At 40.1% G+C, this 22731-nt stretch carries 13 protein-coding genes and 3 pseudogenes; 10 read left to right on the top strand and 6 right to left on the bottom strand.

All coding sequences use genetic code 11. From position 1 onward, the window contains the following. Nucleotides 1–60: 60 nt before the first annotated feature. From C427_RS11485 to C427_RS11495, 3 genes are read right to left on the bottom strand one after another with little or no spacing between them, the layout of a single operon-like run. Entirely contained in the window at nucleotides 61–3150 is a 3090-nt protein-coding gene (locus C427_RS11485) for an efflux RND transporter permease subunit (RefSeq protein WP_007635441.1), read from the bottom strand. Next, complete coding sequence (locus C427_RS11490; RefSeq protein ID WP_007635443.1) at nucleotides 3143–6541, bottom strand: efflux RND transporter permease subunit; 3399 nt, start codon at nucleotides 6539–6541, stop codon at nucleotides 3143–3145. Before C427_RS11490 ends, C427_RS11485 begins: the two co-directional genes overlap by 8 nt. 9 nt (nucleotides 6542–6550) lie before the next feature. Next, nucleotides 6551–7693, bottom strand: a complete 1143-nt coding sequence (locus tag C427_RS11495; RefSeq protein WP_007635450.1) for an efflux RND transporter periplasmic adaptor subunit — start codon at nucleotides 7691–7693, stop codon at nucleotides 6551–6553. Nucleotides 7694–8216: 523 nt separating this feature from the next. On the opposite strand from C427_RS11495, the gene C427_RS28525 reads away from it, so the two are divergent. From C427_RS28525 to C427_RS11520, 6 genes and pseudogenes are all read left to right on the top strand, one after another. Then, entirely contained in the window at nucleotides 8217–8387 is a 171-nt protein-coding gene (locus tag C427_RS28525; RefSeq protein ID WP_007635452.1) for a hypothetical protein, read from the top strand. An 87-nt stretch (nucleotides 8388–8474) separates the two neighbouring features. Then, on the top strand, nucleotides 8475–8582 hold the full coding sequence (locus C427_RS28530; protein ID WP_307528076.1) for a YfbK domain-containing protein: 108 nt from the start codon (nucleotides 8475–8477) through the stop codon (nucleotides 8580–8582). Nucleotides 8583–8840: 258 nt separating this feature from the next. Further along, nucleotides 8841–9056 (top strand): annotated as a pseudogene (locus tag C427_RS11500) (VWA domain-containing protein); the annotation flags it as partial. Nucleotides 9057–9333: 277 nt separating this feature from the next. Then, complete coding sequence (locus tag C427_RS11510; RefSeq protein ID WP_007635458.1) at nucleotides 9334–9552, top strand: hypothetical protein; 219 nt, start codon at nucleotides 9334–9336, stop codon at nucleotides 9550–9552. An 892-nt stretch (nucleotides 9553–10444) separates the two neighbouring features. Beyond that, the gene (locus C427_RS11515) at nucleotides 10445–10891 is read left to right on the top strand and encodes a YaiI/YqxD family protein (protein ID WP_007635465.1); all 447 of its coding nucleotides are present in this window, start codon (nucleotides 10445–10447) and stop codon (nucleotides 10889–10891) included. Nucleotides 10892–11131: 240 nt separating this feature from the next. Continuing rightward, nucleotides 11132–14308, top strand: coding sequence for a TonB-dependent receptor (locus C427_RS11520; protein ID WP_007635466.1), 3177 nt, complete (start codon nucleotides 11132–11134; stop codon nucleotides 14306–14308). Nucleotides 14309–14672: 364 nt separating this feature from the next. Here C427_RS11520 and C427_RS11525 read toward each other — a convergent pair whose 3' ends face one another. Together C427_RS11525 and rne are read right to left on the bottom strand one after the other, a co-directional pair. Further along, entirely contained in the window at nucleotides 14673–15989 is a 1317-nt protein-coding gene (locus C427_RS11525; RefSeq protein WP_007635467.1) for a DEAD/DEAH box helicase, read from the bottom strand. A 216-nt stretch (nucleotides 15990–16205) separates the two neighbouring features. Beyond that, a pseudogene (gene rne / locus C427_RS11530) lies at nucleotides 16206–19084 on the bottom strand (ribonuclease E). A 616-nt stretch (nucleotides 19085–19700) separates the two neighbouring features. Between rne and rluC the strand changes: the two are divergent. Together rluC and C427_RS25920 are read left to right on the top strand one after the other, a co-directional pair. Then, entirely contained in the window at nucleotides 19701–20654 is a 954-nt protein-coding gene (rluC, locus tag C427_RS11540) for a 23S rRNA pseudouridine(955/2504/2580) synthase RluC (protein WP_007635469.1), read from the top strand. A 31-nt stretch (nucleotides 20655–20685) separates the two neighbouring features. Beyond that, nucleotides 20686–21283 (top strand): annotated as a pseudogene (locus tag C427_RS25920) (HAD family hydrolase). On the opposite strand, the gene C427_RS11555 reads toward C427_RS25920, so the two are convergent. Next, complete coding sequence (locus C427_RS11555; RefSeq protein ID WP_007635475.1) at nucleotides 21272–21898, bottom strand: Maf family protein; 627 nt, start codon at nucleotides 21896–21898, stop codon at nucleotides 21272–21274. The pseudogene C427_RS25920 and the gene C427_RS11555 overlap by 12 nt on opposite strands. Before the next feature lie 117 nt (nucleotides 21899–22015). Between C427_RS11555 and yceD the strand changes: the two genes are divergently transcribed. Both yceD and rpmF read left to right on the top strand, forming a co-directional pair. Continuing rightward, complete coding sequence (gene yceD, locus C427_RS11560; protein ID WP_007635477.1) at nucleotides 22016–22543, top strand: 23S rRNA accumulation protein YceD; 528 nt, start codon at nucleotides 22016–22018, stop codon at nucleotides 22541–22543. Between the two features lie 10 nt (nucleotides 22544–22553). Beyond that, on the top strand, nucleotides 22554–22724 hold the full coding sequence (gene rpmF, locus C427_RS11565; protein WP_007635479.1) for a 50S ribosomal protein L32: 171 nt from the start codon (nucleotides 22554–22556) through the stop codon (nucleotides 22722–22724). Nucleotides 22725–22731: the final 7 nt, after the last annotated feature.

The following is a 22731-nucleotide window of genomic DNA, read 5'->3' on the forward strand; positions in this document are numbered from 1 at the left end:
ATAGTTAGTAGCGGTAATATGATCCATCTGCTTAACTTATTCATGATTTTCTCCGGCTGGTTAAATACTGATGACTCGAGTGATCATTCGTTTGCTGTTACTGATCATTTCTAGGGTTTTTGACCTCAGCTTAAGCAGCAACAAGTAGGCTAATGGCACTAATACTAAACTGGTTAATGTAGAAAATATCAACCCTCCAATAATCGAAATTGCCATGGGTGAATAGGGTGGACCATCGCCTCCAATTCTCGTGCTCCCTATTGCCATTGGCACTAAGCCTAATACAGTGGTAGATACAGTCATTAGTATTGGCTTAACACGTGTTAAGCATGCTTCTATGATTGCTTGTTGCACCGCGAAGCCCACATTGATTAGCTGATTTATTCTATCCACCAGCACGATGCCATTGTTTACCACTATTCCCATTAGTATTAACATACCAATCATACTCATAATTGACATCGGCAAACCTGCTGCAAACAAGGCCCAAAATACGCCTGTCATGGAAAACAACAATGAGGTGATGACTGCTGTAGGTAAAAGTAATGATTCGAATAATGCTGCCATCACAATATAAATCATAATTAAGGCCAATAACATATTGGTTTGCATCGCATCTTCGTTTTGAGTTTGGCGTTTAATGCTGCCATCAAATGTCCAATCGTAGCCTGTGGGTAATTTGATGTGCTGCATCACGCCTTGAATACTTTTTTGTGCATCTTCTAAGGTAAAACCGTCTTGTAAATTGCCGCCAATGGTAATGGATGTTTGACGATAGCTACGGTTAATTTCTGAGAGTCTTGGTTTGACTGTTAGTTTAGCAATCATATCCAATGTGACATTTTGACCTAAACTGCGAGTGATCGTTAAGTTTTTCAGAGCGTTTACTGAATTTTGTAAAGCTTGGTCGTACATCAAACGAATATCTACTTCACCGCTGTCGCCATAGCGAAAAGTGCGCAGGTTAGCACCGCGCAGTGCGGTAGAGACAACACGAGAAATATCATTACTATTTAACCCAAAACGAAACGCCTTTTGCCTGTCTATAACAATCTGTAATTCCTGTTTTTGTCGGCTAGTATCCGTTTTGACTTGTGACAACCCTTTTATATTCGCCAATATTGGAATGATTTGCTCAGCAATTTGCTCTAGTCTTTCGGATGAATCGCCTATTACCGTCATTTCAATGCCACCACCGTTTCCTTGCTCCCATTGGAACGAAGGTTTTGCCCTGACAAACTTAGGCAGGCTTTCAGTGATTTGTTTTTTCACTTCTGATTGTGACACGGGCAAATCATCTATTAAGGTAATACCCGATACGGCAAAACCAGCGGTGTAATAGGTATAAACCTGTTTAATGTGAAATTTCTGTTGATTGGCATATAGATACTTTTCCATTTTGCTAACTGTTTTTTCAACTTCTTCCAAGCTAAAACTGCCCTGAATATCATAGTTCATCCATACGCGATTCTGGTCGTTGTCGTTATCATCATCACTGGTGACGTGCTGCATTGGCAGTGCTGTACTCGCAAGGATCAACAATGCGATTAAGCTGGTCTTACCTTGATTTTTAAGCGTCCAAATAAGAATACTTTTATACCACAATGCTATTTTCCCAGCTGGTTTTGGTTGGGTGTGATGGTCGCTTTTCGATACTTTCGATTTGATTTTAGTGGACAGTAGAGGGATAAGCGTTTGAGATATGAGTAATGACGCAAATAACGAGATACATATTGCAATGGCAACATGCTCTAAAAATATAGTGATGTTCACCTTGGCACCGACAATATTAGGTAAAAAAACAATCGCAGTGGTAATAGTGCCTGCTATGACGGCTAAGCTTACCTTGGCCACCCCGGCTTTAGTGGCGGCAACAACATCAGGGTTTTTGGCTTTTTCTTGTGTGATACTTTCAGTGACCACCACGGCATTATCAACCAACATGCCTACTGCTAACATCAGGCCCATCATAGATAAAATGTTGATGGTATAACCCATCATGTACATGCAACCTAAGGTAATACAAATACTAAAAGGTACCGATAACACCACCAGTAAAGTACTGGTCACATTACGTAAAAAGGCGTAAAGCACTAGTAACGATAACAATGCTCCAATCATGCCTGCCGTGAGTAAATCAGAAAGGGATTTGGTGACGCTTTCTGCTTCGTTCTGCATAATAAATAAGTGTATGCCATTAAATGCTGGATTTGAATTGGCATCATCAATCACCTTTAAAACTTCACTGGAGACCTCAACCATGTTACTGGTCGACTCCCGAAAAATGTTAAATCCTACTGCATAGGACTGGTCCAAATGCCGACCTTCAATGCGTTTGGGTTTTTCGTATTTAACCAAGGCAATATCGCTCAGGCGTACACCCTTTTTAACCATCAAATCACGGATTTCCTGCAAGCTAGTAAATTCACCTTGGGGATTGACCGTGATCTTTTGTTGAATACCTGAGTCAACAAAACTCCCAGCGGTTAGGGAAAAATTAGCATTACTTAAAGAATTGGCTAATTCATTGGTATCTATTTGCAGTGATGCCATTAGCTGTTGATCTAGACGAATAGATATTTGTTTTTTTGTAACCCCATAAAGTTCGACTTTAGACACCCCAGCGACTCTTTCGAGTGGGCGTTTTAAGTTTCGGTCAAGTAAATCGTAGGCACTAGATAAGTCACGTTCACTAGATACCCGCAACGAAAAAATCGGCATGTCGTTAGTGTTAAATTGGTAAACCAAAACACGTTCGACATCAGTAGGAAGATCTGCCCGTATGGCATCTATTTTTTCTCTGGCTTCAATGCCTTTTGCTTTGAGGTTCTCATCCCATGCAAATTGTAATTGAATTTCAGCACCGTCTTCAGATGAACGAGAACGCAAACGTTTGATGCCAGACATGGTGGCTAATGCTTCTTCTACCGGCCGTGTGATCATTTTTTCCACTTCCACCGGCGTGGCATCATTGTAAGGAATACGAATTGCGATTTCAGGGATATCAATGCTGGGAAATTTTTCCAGTGGCAATAGCTGACTGGATATAATCCCAAATACCAACAGAGATAAAAACAACATCATGATAGTAACTGGGCGACGTATCGCAAAATCCGCTAATGCTGAACCCGCACTTTCAAACTTATCCATAAGTTGTCTCCTCTTTATTTGTGCTTATTGGTAATTCCTCAGCTTGTGGGTCGAGCTCTTTTCGTTCAAATTTTTTACGGTCAAATAAACTGTAGATAACGGGGATAAAAAATAAGGTCAGAAGGGTGGCGAAGAGTAATCCATAAATGACGGTAACAGCCATAGGTGTGCGAATTTCAGCTCCATCCCCTAAGCCAATTGCCATAGGTAATAAACCTAATGAAGTCGTCAAAGTGGTCATTAAAATGGGTCGAAGTCGACTTTGAGCCGCCTCGATGATAGCCGCAGTTTTTTGTAGCCCTGTTACACGCAATTGGTTAATTCGGTCGATTAGCACTATGGCGTTATTAACTACGATACCTGCTAACATAATTAGTCCGATAAATACCACAACACTAATATTGGTGCCTGATAGGTACAATCCATAGATAGAGCCCGCACAGGCTAAAGGCACGGTCAATAAAATCAGTAGTGGGTGCAACAATGACTCAAATTGAGAAGCCATGACCAGATACACTAAAAATATAGCCAGTGCTAAAGCAAATAGTAAAGATTGGAAACTGTTTTCCATTTCTTCACTCTGTCCGGCTACTTTGGCTTGCATGTTTAACGGCAATTTTAAGGTATCTATATGTTGTTGCACCGCTAATACTGCTTCATTTAAGTCACCATAATGCAAATTAGCTGATATAACTGCAACTCGCTCTTGACCTATACGCGTTATTTCACTTGGACCAATTGACATACTAATATCTGCCACAGCTGCCAAAGGGATTGCTGGACTGGCACCAGGATTCACAATTAATTGCCCAATATCAGCAATGGAATCACGTTGTTGTTCAATGGTTCTGACTAAAATATCGACTTTTCTGTCTTCAATACTGTATTTGGTCGCCACTTCGCCACCAATTTGTACAGAAAGCAGTTTAGCTACATCGGGTGCATTAATACCGAGTTGAGCCAATTTTCCATGGTCGAATTTAATTTTAAGCTCTGGATTCCCTGATTGTAATGAGGATTTTACATCGGCGAATCGTTTGTCGCCTTGCATAATAGCCTCCATCCTCTGACTATATTTAACTAGGTTTTCAAGATCATAACCTATGATTTGCACAGCCAAAGGTGTCGCAAAGGTAAACAATGCAGGTTTACCAAACTTACTCTGAACCCCTGCTTGTTTTGATAAATAATCGCGCATTTCATGCATTACTCGCTGATTTGTCTGAGCAGAACTAGACGTTTGCATTACCACATTTAGCTTGCCCCAATATTCACCCCCTTGACTGGCTGATACATTCATTAAACTTCCCGTTCCCGCTAAAGCATAAGTACGAGCTACACCTTCAAGGTCAGCAGTAAAGATAGCTAAGTCAGCAATCACTCGATCGGTATTTTCTAATTGAGAGCCTGTGGGTAAATTGATTTCTACAAAAAACTCACCTTGGGACATATCAGGTATCAGCTCCATACCAAGCTTAGGTAATAACAACACCGATGCCAAAGAAACGCTTATAACGGCAGTTAACACCATCAGGCGAGCATCTAATGCATGTTTAAGCGCAGCTAAATAAATTTTTTCGATTTGCACAAAACTTTTATCAAATATCCATAATAGCGGACGGAATAACGTTCCCAACACTTTGCTTAACACTCTGAACAACAAAATAATTAAAGATGTAATCAGAAAAGGAATAAAATGGAAAATTAGTTGCACTACCCAATAAAGAGGCAGTGATAAGTAATGAAATAACCAGCCCATTTTTGATGTTGGAATAGTTTTTTCTAAGCTTTCACCAAGATCTAAGGAGTGCTCATTATTCGCTGCATCCGTTGATTTTTCTCGTGATGCCAACATAGGGATCAATGTGAGTGCCACAATTAACGATGCCGCCAAGGCAAAGGTAACAGTTAACGCTTGATCACTGAACAGTTGCCCAGCTATGCCCTCAACAAAAACTAAGGGAAAAAATACTGCCATGGTGGTTAATGTTGAAGCGATGATGGCCATCGATACTTCTTTGGTGCCTATGATTGCAGCTTGCTTAAAATTTTGGGTTTTAGTTTTATGCCGAGCAATGTTTTCTAATACCACTATGCTGTTATCTACTAGTAGGCCAATAGCTAGCGCGATACCCCCCAAACTCATGATGTTAAGACTAATACCATTGCCATACATAAGGTTAAAAGTCGCAATAATAGAGACAGGAATAGAGATAGATATGATCAATGTCGACCAAATGTTTTTGAGAAACAAATACAACATCAACATAGCTAGCAAACCACCGATAATAGCGGCTGACTTTACCTCATCAATAGCACTGGAGATAAACTTAGATTGGTCGTATACCAACTGCAATTGATATTGGCTGGGCATATCATCTTGTAACTGGGCAATACGAAACTGTATGTTTTCAGCTACTTGTACAGTGTTTGCATCACCTTCTTTATAAATGGCAATTTCCACTCCTTTAAATCCATTAAAACGATTTATAGAAGTTGGCTCTTTGTGAGCATCTTGCACTATGGCAATGTCGCCTAAACGAATATTTTTGCCTTCCCGATTAGCAATAAATAGGTTGCGTATATCGTCTAAGGTTTGAAATTGATTTAAAGTACGTACTAAATATTCTTGTGAGCCATCTTTTACTCGGCCACCAGATGAATTTACGTTTTCGTCTTTTAAACGTTTAATGATTTCATTAACGGTAATGTTTAGTTGACTGGTTTTTTGTTGGTTTACTAACACCTGAATTTCATTTTCTAAGCCACCACCCACTTTGACCGATGCTACACCGACTACTGATTCGAGTTGCCGTTTGATTTGTTCTTCAGCATAGATACGTAGAGCTTTAATGCCCTGGCTGGTTAGTACCACTTGCTGACTGTCTTGTACTTGGGAGGTTTCTGCTAATGTTGAAGGCTTGGTGAGTGTTTCGACTGTTACAGCTTGTTTACCTGATGCGCCTCCTAGGCCAAAACGCATAACCGGGTCTAAGCTAGGATTAAAGCGCAATAATAATGGTTTTTTGATATCTAAAGGTAATTGTAACGTGTCTAGTTTTTCACGCACTTCCAAGCTGGCTAAGTCCATATCTGTACCCCAATCAAACTCGAGTAACACATCAGATTGACCGGCTTTAGACGTTGAAGTGACCGTGCGCACCCCTTTAACTACACCGATGGTCTCTTCAATCGGTTTGGATACCAGTTGTTCGATTTCGCCAGGCGCAGCGCCAATATAATCAGTACGGATGGTCAGGGTAGGGTAGGACAATTCTGGTAACAGGTTTATTGCTAAACGGGATAGTGAAACCATACCAAATAAAATTATTGCGAAGGTAAACATCCATACTGTGACGGGTCGCTTGACCGCTATATCAACAATGTTCATAGCCCGCCCCTAACCGTTAGCTAACTGACTGGTGTTTTTCTGGGCTAGCTCTAGAGGCTCGATGTGGTTAACATCATCATTGACCAACTCTACAGGGGATTGGTCTCTGAGATTTTGATGCCCAGTAATAACAACTTTTTCTGTTCCTGATAAACCGCTTAATACTTCTACTAACTCACCTTCTTGATAACCTACGGTGACGGCTTGTTTACTTGCGATGCCATCTTTAACCACAAACACATTCACACTGTCGTCTATGGCAAGCAGCGCTTTGCGTGGAAGCAGTACCACGTTTTGTTTGGTGTCGTAATTTAATTTTACTTGGGCAAACATGCCTGACATAAGTAAGTTATCAGGGTTAGGTACACGGAATGTGACTTTAAACGTCCCCGTTTTTGAATCAATCACTGGGCTAATACGTTCCACAAAGGCAATAATATCAGCGCCATCGAATGCCGTTAAGTCTAAAGAAGCTTGTTGATCTTTATGCACTTTAGAGAGTTCTTTTTCAGGTAAATAGACTATTCCATACAATTCTTTTTGTTGAACAATATGGAACATTTTTTCACGCTGGAAAGACTCACTAAGATTTCCCACTTTGGCATTCCGTTCCGCAATGTAACCGGCTATAGGGGCTACTATTGTGGCTTCTTTTAAATCCAGTTCAGCGAGGGCGCGGGTGGCTTTTGCTGATTCATATTGAGCGGTCAGTTTGTCATAAGTGTCGTCACTGACTAACTTTTTGTGGTGCACCTTATTGACCTTCGCTAATTCTTTCTCAACGCCGACTAAATTAGCTTTTGCTCGGTCTAGGTTCAAGTGGTAACGGCGCGGTTCTATTTGCGCCAATATTTGGCCTTTTTCTACATAGTCACCTTCTTCTATATAGATATGTTCAATGATCCCAGAGGCTCTTGGTACTACAAATGCTTCTTCTTTAGCTTCTAATACAGCTGTTGTAGCATAATTTGAAGATATATGACCTATGGTTAATGATGCAACTTCCACAGGGACCGATATAACTAGTTCTTGTTTGGTGTCCTTGCCTAATGCATCGGCTTCGCCACAACTACTAAGAAGACTAACTGATAGAAGAATAGGCAATATCGTCAGTAATCTACGACTATTCTTTACATTTATGATTGATTTCATTTTTGGGTCCCTGAAAAACAAGTTAATAGTGAGTATGTGTATCTGAGGTAATGATCAGATTTCGTTGCTTGATAGTTAGCATCGACTATGCCAATTCAATAAAGCTCATATATAACAGTCGGTTAGTAGAATAAAGAAAATTACAAACAAGTTTTTAATATCAACCTTTAGTGATATTCACCATTTGTTGGTTTAAATGATTAACTGATTCGTTGGTATGAAAAACCTTAAAAAACCGAGCAAGAAAATTTCGTCTGCAACATTTACGTAGTTTGTACAGCCTTGCTCGCACTCACAGTGGCATGCAGTTCAGGTACAAATGAAAATAAGACGACAAAGCAATCGATAAAACAAACCAAGTCAGAGATGTCGGTTAGTCGACCGCTAGAGGTCGATTTGATTGATGAGTCTATAGCTGGTCTTCAAAACTTGAATAAGCGAGCTGCTTAGCATTCTCAGCCGTATCTTTAAGGTTGGGTTTAACCGAGTTATCTTAGCCACAGATAGTGATTTTAATGTAGGTATGACCAATCATGAACAATTAATTGAGTTGATCAAACACAAACGGCTCAAAGGTATAGCCTTGATCACTTTGGGTTTTGGGCGAGGTAATTACAATGACTACCTAACAGAGCAATTAGCCGATGCAGGTAATACATTGATACTATTCATGATGCACGAAAGGTATCAGTAGATGATATGAACGCCAGACTTATTAACCATTGCTAAGGACATTAAAATCCAAGTGTAATTTAACCCTGATTTGGTAGCATAATATCGTTTGTTAAGTTTCGAAAATAGTGCATTAAAGTGTGAAGGTTTTAATAATGACAAGGTGGATGCGGGTGATATTGGCGAAGGTCACACATTACTGCTTTGTTTGAGCTAACTTTAAATACATCTAACAATCATGATCTTAACCCCTTACGTTATCAACAGGCTCAAAAAAATATATTGCTAATACACCGAATGGTCAATTTACTGATGAGTTAGCTTTGGTTAAAATGCATTACGGGCTTGTTAATAGTGAATAGAGCCTATTCATATTTCAAGCTGTTGAGGTGGGGCAAATCACTGACTTTAAAATGATGACTTTAGGTTTGCTACTAGCGTTGTTGGGTTTGCCCATTTATTAAAACAGAGTCATAATTGGCAAGATATGAGTTATCAACACATTATCGATTTAGCACAGGGCGCAAAAGGCAAAGATGAGTTTGACTATCGAGCCGAGTTTATTAACATGGATCGCAGCAGCGCTGCTTTACAAGTTAATATTCCTAGACAGCCAGAGCAATCTTTGGATTCAGTGAAATTGAATCTTCAAGGTTTTGCCAGCAAATTGAGGCTAAACCTACTTTGTTAACTTCTTATTGAAACAACCTGTGTGCCCTAGAGCTCATTATGCTGAGTCATTACACTCTATTGATGAGTCAGCAGATTATTTACGAAAAACAGACACCAGCCTGATGTTGCATTATAGCGCTGGAGTTCTTCAGGCATTTGAAACCTTATATAATAGACACAAAGGCGGTCTGTATCGTCATTTTATACGGCATATTTCTGAGCCTAGTTTGGCAGAATATTTGTATCAATATATATAGAAAAAGTTAATATTACAGCCTACCACTTAGTTATATACTTTGGCCCACAACAAATTAGTCGACCATTTGCGTTATCTGTCTGTAGTTAATAAGGTTGTGGTTCGCAGTTATGACTCAGAAGTAACCGAGGATAATGAACAATTCAAACAGACACATATTGATAACGAGCTGGTAATTGAATTGACCCGCAAGAGACGCCGAATCTCTGAAACAGTTATTGGTCGATTACCCCAACCTAAAAAGACAGTTTTTTGTTAAAAGAAGAGGCTGGGCTTTCAGTTAAACGCATTGCAACAGTTCTAGATTCTAGCTTTGGATCCAATAAGAGCCGTTTGTGTTATGCCTATAAAAATCTACGCCAATGTTTACACATTAAGACGGGGTGTAAGATTTTATGAGTAAAGACAATAAGGGTAAACCTTTGTACTTATCACCCCATGTAAAAAAATTAGCGAGTTTTATCAGAACAACAAACAACGTCAAGGTGAATAACCTAGCGCGCAGTTAGATTCTGAAATAATTACTATGGCCGCTCTAATTGTTGGCTTCTTTAGGTCTTGTAAGTGTTTTGTTGATGACTCAAAAAGATTATTTTATTCATCCAAATAATATTGTCGCAGAAGATACAAGTATAGTGGATGAACCTGTATTGAGCACTTCGAGTGTTAGTGCTACTGGCACTTTAACAGATGAACTATAGGCTGAGCGGCCTTTTCAATTAATGAAAATTGAGGCTTTATCTTAAAAATCGGACGTTCTGTTAGACAGTGAGTTAAATTTAATGACAAGAAAAACAATCTCGGTCAGTCACACACCAAGAGCATTAAAAAATGAGATGTAGGATGTGTTTAAGCTCTAAGACAACATAGCTAAAACGTCTGCTATTTCATTGTCAAAACTGTCTAAACTGGCAGAACTATTAAAACTTGAACTAACTACACAAAATATGACAGAGATTAAAGCGAATGCTTCAAGCATAAAGATCCAACAAACATTATTTGAACATTTGCCTATGTGTCAAAAAAGTCATGTAGAATTAAACTAACTGAAGAATACTTGAGTTTGTTGACAGATAAAAAAGTACAACAATTGATGTCAATATCGACTAAAGCTGTTCTAGAAGATTAATTTTAAAAAAGAGAGTGTTACATTGAAAATTTGGGTAGATGCTGATGCATGTCCAGTGGTCATAAAAGATATTTTGTTTCGAGCTGCAGAGCGTAAAAAAATTGAAACTATTTTTGTGGCGAATCAATATATTCGTACACCACCGTCTAAATTTATTCGCTCTATGCAAGTCAGCGCTGGGTTTGATGTGGCTGACGACGAAATTGTTAGGCAAATTGAACATAATGACTTAGTGATTACCAGTGATATCCCCCTTGCTGCTGAAATAATCGAAAAAGGCGGACAAGTATTAAGTTCAAGAGGTGAGTTGTTTACCACTGAGAATATCCGTTCTAGGCTTAATATCCGTGACTTTATGGATACCATGCTGGCCAGTGGCGAACAATCTGGTGGGCCACCTCCACTTAATCAAAATGATCGGAAAAACTTTGCTAATCATCTGGATAGAATACTGACTTGCAATACGTAGAGCAGTATCTAAGCTGATGTTTATCTTAGATAGTTAATTTACCTTACTTAGCCACTTTTATTCGAGTGAATACATGTATGTATATTGTTGATATGCAGGGGGGTAGAAGCTACTATGCGATCAGACCAAATGGTCAGTATTTAATAGCTTTTATTACGCCATCGGTCTTTAGTTCAGCAATTAAAATAACAAGTCTTAATAAAGCTAATATATCATTTCGAACAACAGGACGAGACACTAATGAATAAAAAACACACACACAAAATAACAAGAATGACCCGAATTGCAATGGTTGTTGCTGCAACATTTGCGTTAACTAGCCAAGTAGAGGCACAAGTCACCTCATCTAGTCTTCGTGGGCAAGTGGTTGATGTTCAAGGTAATCCTGTTGTTGGCGTCACCGTAGAAGTTGTCAATACACTTACTGGTAGTCGCAAAACTTTAACCACATCAGAAAACGGTGTGTTTCAATCCAGTGGCTTACAAGTTGGGGGGCCTTATGAGGTAAAACTGCAGGAAGGAGCAAACTATAAAGCACAAGCTGTTTCAGATCTTTTTTTGCAGTTAGGCCAAACCTCAAATGTCTCTCTACAAGCCTCGGCAAGTGGCGCGCAAGTGGAAGTGATCGAAGTGAGGGGCGTCGTTAGTATGGCTGCAGCCTTTAAAAATGGGCCAGGTACTGAGTTTACTGAAAATGATATTATCAATGCTCCAGCCATCAGCCGTGACTTTAAATCGATACTTAAAAGGGATTCAAAAATAGTTGTTGATAACACCGTTGATGGTGGCCCTGCGTTATCTGTAGCGGGTGGCAACATTCGTGGCAATAGTTTGACAGTAGATGGTGTTAAACAAAATGATGACTTTGGTTTAAATAAAAATGGTTACCCAGGCCGTCGCTCACCCATTTCTTTGGACGCTATCCAACAACTATCGGTAAATATAGCGCCGATTGACGTTACTTATGGTGGATTTCAGGGCGGTAACATAAATATTGTCACAAAGTCTGGGACTAATGAGTTTCATGGTTCAGCTTTTTACTTTCGTTCAGATGACTCGCTGATTGGCGATAAAAGTAAAAGCCAAGATTTAAATATCGGTGAGTTTGAAGAAGATACTTATGGGTTTTCTCTTGGCGGTAAGATAATTGAAGATAAATTGTTCTTTTTTGCTGCTTATGAAAAATTTGAGTCTACTTCGCCTTATCAATTTTCGCTAGATAATCTTGATGGCAATATCGATGCAAACGAGCGTAGAGGAGTCAGCCAGGCTGATTTCGATCGTATCGCTCAGGTTGCCAGCGAGGTATGGAATTATGATATTGGTGGTTATGATGTGCCAAAAGAGGAAGAAGCAGAAAATTTACTGCTAAAATTAGACTGGAACATTAGTGAAGATCATCGAGCGTCATTAACTTACCAAGATAATGAAGGAAATACGGTTCGAGATTTTTGGGCTGAATCATTTCCTAGTGCCGCAACCGCAACGGCCGAATCAAACCGTTATAATCAGGCTGAAACCTTAGAAGCTATCGTTTTACAAGTGTTCTCAGATTGGAGCGACGATTTTTCGACGGAATTTAAATTGTCTAATAAGAAAGTGACCACTGCACAAAATCCGTTATTAGGTGCCAATTTTTCACAGTTTTCGATAGGCACGCCTAATGGCGGTTCATTATTCATTGGTCCTGATCAGTTTCGTCATGCGAATGTACTAGAAAACGAACGTTTTAGTTGGAAAATTAAAGGCGATTATTATCTAACTGATGACCACATGCTTACTGCAGGGTGGGAACATGATGAATTAGATATTTATAATTTATTTGTATTTGGCTCTTTAGGTTTTGCTCAATTTGCGAGTATTGATGATTTTGAAAATAATGTTGGCTTTCATGTTTATCAAAATGCTTTGAATGGCGATGCGTTGAGCGCAGTAGACGAATTTCAGTATGATATTGATACAATATATCTACAAGACAAGTGGGTGGCCACAAACGAATTAACACTTACTTATGGTTTGCGCTATACGAAATATAGTAATGATGATTTACCGGCATTAAATCAAAATTTCGTTGATAGGCACGGTTACAGTAATCAAGGTAATTTTGATGGACTGGATTTGTTGGAGCCACGAGTCGGTTTCACCTATACCTATGATGACGATACAGTGATCCGCGGCGGCTTCGGTTTATTTGGTGGTGGTGGGCCAAATGTATGGTTATCCAATTCTTATGGCAATGATGGTGTACGCAAGACTTTTGCCGGATGTTTTGGTGGCTGTTCTGATGGAAAAGGAACACCACAAGAGGTGTTAGATTTCCTCGCTGCAGGTGGTTTTAGTGGTGGCGACAGTGACACTAACTCAATTGCACCAGACTTCGAAATAAATAGCGTGTGGAAAATTAACCTAGGTATGGAGCGTAATCAGGATCTAGGCATTTTAGGTGAAAGCTGGTTATTATCCGCAGATGCGATCATCAGTAAGGTAAAAAATGCGGGCATTTACCGTGAACTAAACTTCGAGAAGGTGGATACAGCACCGGACGGTCGTCCAATCTATAATGAAATCGGTCCTTTTGACTTATCATTGGAAAACACCGATAAAGGCGGTTCACAAGTATGGAGCTTTTCGGCAGCAAAAAATTTCTATACGGATCATGGAAATTATAACTTTAACATTGGTTACACCTATCAGGATGTAACTGAAGTTAACCCGGGCAACGCTTTTATCGCTTTTGAAGGATATGCTATGCCGGCAAATTCTGACTTTCAATCTGAAACAGAATTTAATTCAGAATATGAAGTACGTCATTCATTTACCAGTAATATAACATGGAGTGACGAAATATTTGCCGGTAACCTGAGTACTATCTCTGTTGCTTATTCTGGGCGTTCAGGGCGACACTTTAGCCATACTATGAACTCATCCCTTGAAACTTTTGGGGGCTTTCCTGGAGCTGACTTTGCCGATTGGAATGCATTTAATTCGCAGTCTTTGTATATTCCTAGCGGACCAGATGATGCATTAGTAAGCTATGCTGCAGGTTTTGATAAGGATGCGTTTTTTGCCTATATCGACTCTGAGAGCTGTTTATCCGGTAATTCTGGTACTATTTCCAGACGCCATGCTTGTGCTAGCGATTGGATCCATCGTTTTGATATACGCTTAATGCAAGAAATTCAAATAACCGATGATCAAGCTATTGAAGTGATCCTCGATTTGGAAAATATTGGCAATATGTTGAATGATGATTGGGGCCGTGCGGAAAGTTACAATCAACCGTTTAACGCACCTGTTCTCGACGTTGCTATTGATGGTGGTCAATTTGTCTACAGTAACTTTACACAGCCAGTTCCTGGTGTCGCTAAAATTCCTTCTGTATGGAAAGTGCAGTTAGGTGTTCGTTATAAGTTCTAAGATATAGACACACTAGTCTTGAGAAAATAGGAGTTAAATCGGAGATAATTTAATTATTTCCGGTTTTTTTTGTCTCAGTAAAGCTGATAAATCCGTCCACTTGAAAATCTGGGATCACGCTGATTAAAGGAAACTAACCTGAATGGCAAGGGGATCATAACGCTGCGATGCAGTACATCGATCGTTATTCATCTAGCTAACGGTGGCGGGGTAAGGGAGTATGGGAAATTAGGGATACAAACACTAACCAGCTTTGGCGGGTAGCGTCTAAAATAGCGAGAAGTACAATACTGACTGTAAATACATAGTGTTTGTGGTTCTTAATGTGCAGGTGTTATAACCTGCACTATTAACGCTTAAATTATCAACGATTTCCAGAGTTGCCACTGGATTGGCTTCTACTTCTGTTCCGTGACTGATTATTTTTAGGTGGCTGTCCACCAGATGAATTACGTCCAGAACGTTGCCCATCTCTGTGACCAGACTGAGCTTGTTTTGGCTTTTTAGCTTTAATTGGTCGTTGACCAAGCTTTGATTCAGGTAGCGGCTGAGTGGGTTCAAAGCCGGGAGTTATTTTTCGCTGAATAAGTTGTTTGATCAATATTTCTATATCGACTAATTCCTTGAATTCATCTTGAGTCACCATCGATATGGCTTGACCTGTTGCCCCAGCGCGACCCGTTCGTCCTATCCTATGCACATAATCCTCGGGTACATTGGGTAAATCAAAATTGACGACTTGCGGTAATTGATCAATATCCAAACCACGTGCAGCAATATCAGTCGCAATCAAGGCTTTCACTTTACCTTGCTTAAAGTCTGCGAGAGCTTTGGTACGTGCGCCTTGACTCTTGTTGCCGTGAATGGCTGCAGAACTTATACCATGCGCTTCTAGTTGTTTGGCTATTCGGTTTGCACCATGTTTAGTGCGACTAAAAACCAATACCTGTTGCCAATCATTTTCTTTAATTAAGTGGGTAAGCAGTTGAGATTTTTTACTTTTATCAACCGGGTATACCCATTGTTCAACTAAATCGACAGTTGTGTTTGCTGGAGATACCGATATTTCTACTGGGTTATTAACTAAACCTTTGGCTAATTTACGAATATCGTCTGAAAATGTGGCTGAAAACATTAAATTTTGACGTTTTTGCGGCAACAATTTGATGATTTTTTTGATGTCGTGAATAAAGCCCATGTCTAACATGCGATCGGCCTCATCCATAACAAGGATTTCTAACTCGCTAAACTTCACTGCATTTTGGTTGTATAGGTCGAGAAGACGTCCCGGTGTGGCGACTAATATGTCCACACCTTTACGTAATCTAATCATTTGTGGATTAATACCCACACCACCAAATACCACGGCTGATTTTAACGGTAGGTCTTTGCCATATGTTTGCACACTTTCAGCAATTTGTGCTGCCAACTCTCTGGTTGGAGTGAGGATCAGTGCCCTGGCTTGGTTAGGTCTAGCTGATTGTCCTTTGCTCAATAAATGTAATATGGGCAAAGTGAACCCAGCTGTTTTTCCGGTGCCTGTTTGCGCAGCAGCCATTACATCACTTCCTTGCAATACCGCTGGTATGGCTTTAGCTTGAATGGGGGAGGGAGTGGTATACCCTTTACTGGCAACAGCGGATAAAATTTTTGGTGAAAGGCCTAGATCGGCAAAACTCATAGATAATTCTCAAATAGGGTGATTAGCATATATATCAGGTTTAGACTGTTTGACTAGGCCGCAGACCTTGTCTGAACGTAGATTGAAATTTAAACAGCTAAAAATAGTCGCAAGAGGATACAGTAATTAACTCATAATAGCACTTAGACTATGAATAAAAATGCCGCAACACAGTGAAGTCTTGCGGCATTTTATAAACTCTCACGAGTATTAAGTTTACTCGCTTTGCGAACCAGGGCGAGTCGCAGGTGCCGCAGCTGCATTTGATGAACTTGAATATACAGCAGACTTACCAGAGCGTTTAACTTCTGGTCTGGCAGCGTCATCAAGTGAACCAATTTTGACATCTACAAAAGCATCATCAATTGATGCAGGTCGAGCCATAGGAGCTGAAACTGATTCCTTTTTGACTGGTTTTGCTGTCACTTTCAAAGACGCAGCCTTTTTAGGCGTTTTCTTGGCTGGTTCTTTTTTGATTGGCTTAGCAACGTCTTCTTTTACAGACTCGGAAACAGCCGCTTTACTTTCCTGTAAAGTGTGTTTCTCATCTGGCTGTGTAACTGGATTCGGCGAATCAATAACGTCAACAGATTCAGATGTTAATTCCATCGCAACTTGCTCTGGTTTTTCATCAGCAACCAATACTTCAGGTGTCTTTTCGACTTTAGGCGCAGCTACAGGTTCATCAAATTGTAGCTCGTCTTGTGTGACTTCAGACGCATCAGCTGTTTCAGATTTTACTGCTTCGTCTTTCTCGTCACCTTCTTTACGACGCTTTTGACCTGCAGCTCGAATATGCCTTGGAGAACGACGACTGCGAGTACGAGGTGAAGACTCTTCATCTTTATTTGTGTCGCTAACTGCTTGAGCGTCTGTCGTTTCAGAGGCAGGTTCTGCGTCTACTTGTGGTGTTGCAACCGTTTTTTGATCAGTAGACGCTTTATTCTCTACAACTGCATCATTTTGAACCACTGTTTCAGGATTCTCAATGATGGCTGCCTGAGTTTCTTGAACATCAGCAACGACTTTATTTTGCTCGTCATTAATATCATCAACCCTAACACTTCGTCTTGTGTCACGGCGTTTTCTGCGTTCTGCTACCTGTTCTTTTTTCTTTACCGGTGCAGCTGTTGGTGTTGGAGCGTTGGGTTTTGTGACCATTTCTGCATCTTGTGTTGCATCTACAGGTTTATCATCACGACGTGGTTTTCGGTTATCGTTTCTTGGTTTACGATCAGTACGTTCGTTTCTGTCGTTTTTATCAGAGCGTTCGTTACGATTAGCAGATTGCTCACCGTTCTCTTTACGTTCGTGATTTTTGTTATTACGTTTGTTTTTATCAGGGCGTGCATTTCTGTTTTGACGCGGATTGGTTGATTGATTTCGAGTATGAGTCGTTTTTTTAGGAACGACCACTTCCTCTGCTTTAAACAACCCAGAAATCCATTTGCTGGCTTTATCAAATAAGCTTTCAGACTTAACTGCAGTAGTAGGGGATGCTTTTTTCTGCTCAGGAGCAATCAGGCTTTGCAGCGCAGGTTGTTCTTTTGCCATCGCGGGAGCAACATTTTTATCGGTAATGTTTTCTTCTTGTTCAATTAATGGCAAGTTATAACTCATTTCCTGAACCGCGTCATCTGGGCGTCTACGTGCAACGCTATATTGCGGCGTTTCCATATTCGGGTTAGGAATAATAACTAACTGTACGCTATGACGCTTTTCTACACTACGAACTGAATTACGTTTTTCATTTAATAAATAAGTAGCAACATTAACAGGTAACTGTGCTTCTATTTGCCCTGTATTATCTTTGATGCTTTCTTCTTCCATGATACGCAGCACCGATAATGCTAAAGACTCTGTACCACGAACCGTACCGTGACCACTACATCTTGGACACACGTTATTGGCTGAATCACCTAAAGAAGGGCGTAAACGCTGACGAGACATTTCTAGTAAACCAAAGCGTGAAATACGGCCAAGTTGTACTCTTGCTCTGTCACCTCTAACGGCGTCTTTCATGCGGTTTTCGACTTCACGTTGATGACGAACCGGTGTCATATCGATAAAGTCGATAACCACTAAACCGCCAGCATCACGTAAACGTAGCTGGCGTGCAATTTCGTCTGCCGCTTCAAGGTTGGTATTGAAAGCGGTTTCTTCGATATCACTACCTTTAGTCGCTCGGGCAGAGTTGATATCTATTGAAATTAACGCTTCGGTAGGATCAATGACTATTGAGCCGCCTGAAGGAAGCCTTACTTCACGTTGGAACGCTGATTCTATTTGACTTTCGATTTGGTAATGGCTGAACAAAGGTACATCGCCAGTATAAAGTTTCACGCGATTAGCATAGTCTGGGCGCATCTGCTCAACGTGTTTTAATGCTCTTTCATGGACTACAGCATTATCAATCAGAATCTCACCAATATCGCGTCTTAGATAATCTCTAATAGCACGAACTACTACATCACTTTCTTGGTGGATAAGGAAGGGAGCAGAGCGAGAGTCGGCCATATCTTTAATGCGGCCCCAACCTGATACTAAGTAATCAAGATCGTATGCAAGTTCTTCAGTTGTTTTACCAACCCCAGCGGTTCTGACGATCAAACCCATGCCGTCTGGAAGGTCTAAACCGCTCAATGCCGCTTTTAATTCAGTACGCTCATCGCCTTCGATTCGTCGAGATACACCGCCAGCACGAGGATTGTTTGGCATTAACACTAGGTAACTACCTGCAAGACTAATAAAGGTGGTTAAAGCCGCGCCTTTTTGGCCGCGTTCTTCTTTATCAATCTGAATAATGACTTCTTGGCCTTCCTTGATCACCTCTTTAATATTCGGGCGACCTTCAAATCTATAACCTTGAGGGAAGTAAGTTCTAGCAATTTCTTTTAAGGGAAGAAAACCGTGACGATCTGCACCGTAATCGACAAATGCAGCTTCTAAACTAGGCTCTACGCGGGTAATAGTACCTTTATAAATATTGGATTTTTTTGTTCGTGACCTGGACTTTCAATGTCCAAATCATACAGTTTCTGACCATCTACAAGTGCAACTCGCAATTCTTCTAGCTGAGTGGCATTGATTAACATTCTTTTCATTCTTGTTAGCTCGGTAAAGTACCGATCACCACAAGTAAAGAACTACGCAGTAATGTGACAATTATTCAATGCAACCTCACGGCTGTATACTAAAAGTTTAAGTTTTTTTGCGCCTAAGTGTTATTACCATTAATTGTTTAATGCACTGTTTTTTTTAACACTTTACCTATATTTTATAGGTGCTAAACAAGGCTACGTGTTTAGCTTACTGATACGTTATTTTAAAACTTAGTTGTATTCGAAAAAGGAATGCTTGTCTGGCTACCTCATTCTTCAAATATCTTGTCAATTCTTTTGTATTCTTTACATCAATGGCGATCAATAGGTTAATTATATCGCTGATGTAAGGGTTCTGTTTAATCAAGCCTGCGAAAAGTTACTCACTTCACAGTTGACTAGCCGTATTAGGCTTGCAAGTCACGCTTTATGATAAACGAGGCACGACAAATTGGTCGTTTTTGCATACAGAACTGATTAATCCATCTGTTTGTTTTAAACATTCATTACATGTTTTAAAACGATTTTATTATCACATTAAAGCACTGACACTGGCAAGACATTAAAATACTGGACATCTACCATGGCAATTCAGTTATAATACGCACCTATGACTGACTTATTATTTCAAAAAGTACAATTTGTTACTATCGAACCTGAGCTTGAAGGGCAAAGGATAGATAACTTTTTACGCACTTTCTTAAAAGGAGTGCCTAAAAGCCTTATTTATCGCATTTTACGCAAAGGTGAAGTGAGAGTTAACAAAAAACGGGTTAAGCCCGAGTATAAATTACAGCCCAACGATGAGTTGCGGATTCCCCCTGTTCGCGTATCTGAGCCTACAGATTTACCTTCTACTAAACTCAATAAAGTATCAAGTTTAGAAAATCACATTTTGTACGAAGATGACTGTTTGATTGTGTTGAACAAACCCTCCGGTACAGCAGTACATGGTGGCAGTGGTTTAAGTTTCGGGGTGATTGAAGCGCTTCGAGCATTGCGCCCACAACAAAAGTTTTTAGAGTTAGTGCACCGGCTAGACCGCGATACCTCGGGTTGCCTACTAATTGCTAAAAAACGTTCAGCTTTAAAAAGCCTGCATGAACAGCTTAGGGACCGAAAAGTAGATAAACGTTATCAAGCCTTGGTTGCTGGAGAATGGCCCGCTAATCGTTTTAAGGTGAAAGCGCCATTATTAAAAAATACTTTAAAGTCTGGTGAAAGAGTGGTTTTGGTTAATGAAGAGGGTAAACCATCAGAAACACGTTATCGTATTTTGGAATCTTTTAACCATGCCACGTTAGTAGAAGCTTCGCCCATCACAGGCCGTACTCACCAAATTCGAGTACATTGTTTACACGCTGGTCATCCGATTGCTGCTGATAACAGGTACGGCGATAAAGATTTTGACCAAAGAACTTCCAAGTTAGGTCTCAAACGATTATTTTTGCATGCACACTCTTTGGCATTTATTCATCCAAGTACTGAAGAACGTGTTACCTATAAAGCACCCTTAGAACCCTGTTTGGTGAGTGTTTTAAAGAGATTTAGAAGTGAAATATAAAGCAATTGTGTTTGATTGGGACGGTACACTGATGGACTCCATCGGTAAGATTGTTGAAACTATCCAATCCAGTGCCAAACACATGGGTTTGCCTATTCCCAATTATGACCAAGCAAAAGATGTGATTGGGATTAGTCTGTTACCAGCGTTACAAAAATTGTTTAATATCGATGATGAAAAAGCCGCAATGGATCTTTTTAACACTTATAAAGCACATTTTAGAGACCATACACAAATAAGCAGTCCACTTTTCAGCGGTGCCATAGAATTGTTGGAAAAGCTGAAACAACAAGGTTATATTAGCTATAGCTACTGGAAAAGCTCGGAGAGGCTTAGACCACAATTTACAGCATTCTAATACGCAACACTTTTTTAGTGTTTCCAAAACTGCAGATGATGCTCAAAGCAAACCCTCACCTGATATGTTGCAGAAAATATTGGCTGAATTAAATTTGTCAGCAGCTCAAGTGCTTATGGTTGGCGATACTGCTTATGATATGGCAATGGCTGAAGCAATAAATATGGACCGCATAGGTGTCAGTTTTGGCGTACACAATGCTGATGCTTTAAAAAAACATCAGCCTTTAGCTGTGATTGATGCTTTGGATGAATTATTGCTACATGTTTAAGTTATTGTTTGGCTGCATATAATCAAATAAGTCCACAGACATATTTCTGAATAAATCTATTAATGCAATCAAAGGTAAACCAATTAATGTATTGGGGTCTCTGCCATCGAGAGATTCAAACAAAGCAATACCCAAACCTTCACATTTGAAACTGCCTGCGCAATCGTATGGCTGCTCAATCCGTAAGTATGTTGAAATTTGTTTCTCAGTTAAGATTCTAAATTTCACATCAAACGTCTCCACTGTTTGTTGTATTTGCGGTGCTAGTTGTTTTGTAGCTGAATGGACTAAGCACAAGCCAGTGTAAAACTTGACCGTTTGGCCACTGAACATCAGCAGCTGTTGTCTAGCGGTAATAAAATCTCCTGGTTTACCTAACACCTCACCGTTAAAACTGGCCAATTGGTCTGAGCCAATGACATAACTATCCAGATTCGTTATTTCTGTGGCTATGACTAGCGCTTTATTTTTTGCAAGACGTGCTACCTGTGCTGAAATTGATTCACCGGCTACTGGTGATTCATCAATATCGGGTGCAGTAAAAGAGAATGGAATATGCAATTTCTGTAAAATGGATTGGCGGTATGTGGAACTCGAAGCAAGAATGATTTTCATAAGTAATGTGTACTGTTTCTAAATATAATAGGCAAAGCATATAAAATGCTGTGCCTAGTGTCATTAACTATGATTTTCTTTGACTAAGTTGAGTTGTTTCTATAATATGCGCGCGCTATGCAGAGAGTGAAACTTCCCAAGCTGGTAGACCCAGTAAAAAACGCCACTATACGTTCCGATTATCGGGGGGTTGTTTTGTCGTCTGAAATGCCTAGACTGCTTGGGGCAGTTGCTGATATTGCCAAAGAAATTGATGTTGAAATTAAGTTTGCTAAAGACGAGCAGGGTCTTACTTACTTTCAAGGTCATATGGCATGTTCTACATCACTTATCTGTGAGAGATGTAATGAAGTCTTTGAGCATCCTATGGATGTGTCTTTTTGTTTTAGCCCCGTGCAGAGTGCTAAAGAAGAAGACAAAGATGAGTTACCGGATGTTTACGAACCGGTTGAGGTCAATGACCAAGGAGAAATCAATTTATTTCAAACTCTTGAAGACGAACTGATTTTATCATTGCCGATTGTAGCCCTTCATGCAGAGAAGGATTGCAAACAAAAGCGCGATAATATGAGCTTCGGAACAATTGAACCGGTCGATGAACGTCCAAACCCGTTCGCAGTTTTGAAAGAACTTAAGCGAGACTAGGAGTAAAGTAATGGCTGTACAGAAGAGTAAGAAAACTCGTTCAAGACGTGGCATGCGTCGTTCACACGACGCGCTTGGTACTGCGACTTTGTCTGTAGATTCAACGTCAGGTGAGACACATATACGTCATCACGTGACCGCTGATGGTTACTACAAAGGCAAAAAAGTTTTATCTCTTTAATCTAAAG

The organism is Paraglaciecola psychrophila 170 (genome assembly GCF_000347635.1).
In the GTDB taxonomy this organism is placed as follows: Bacteria; Pseudomonadota; Gammaproteobacteria; order Enterobacterales; family Alteromonadaceae; genus Paraglaciecola; species Paraglaciecola psychrophila.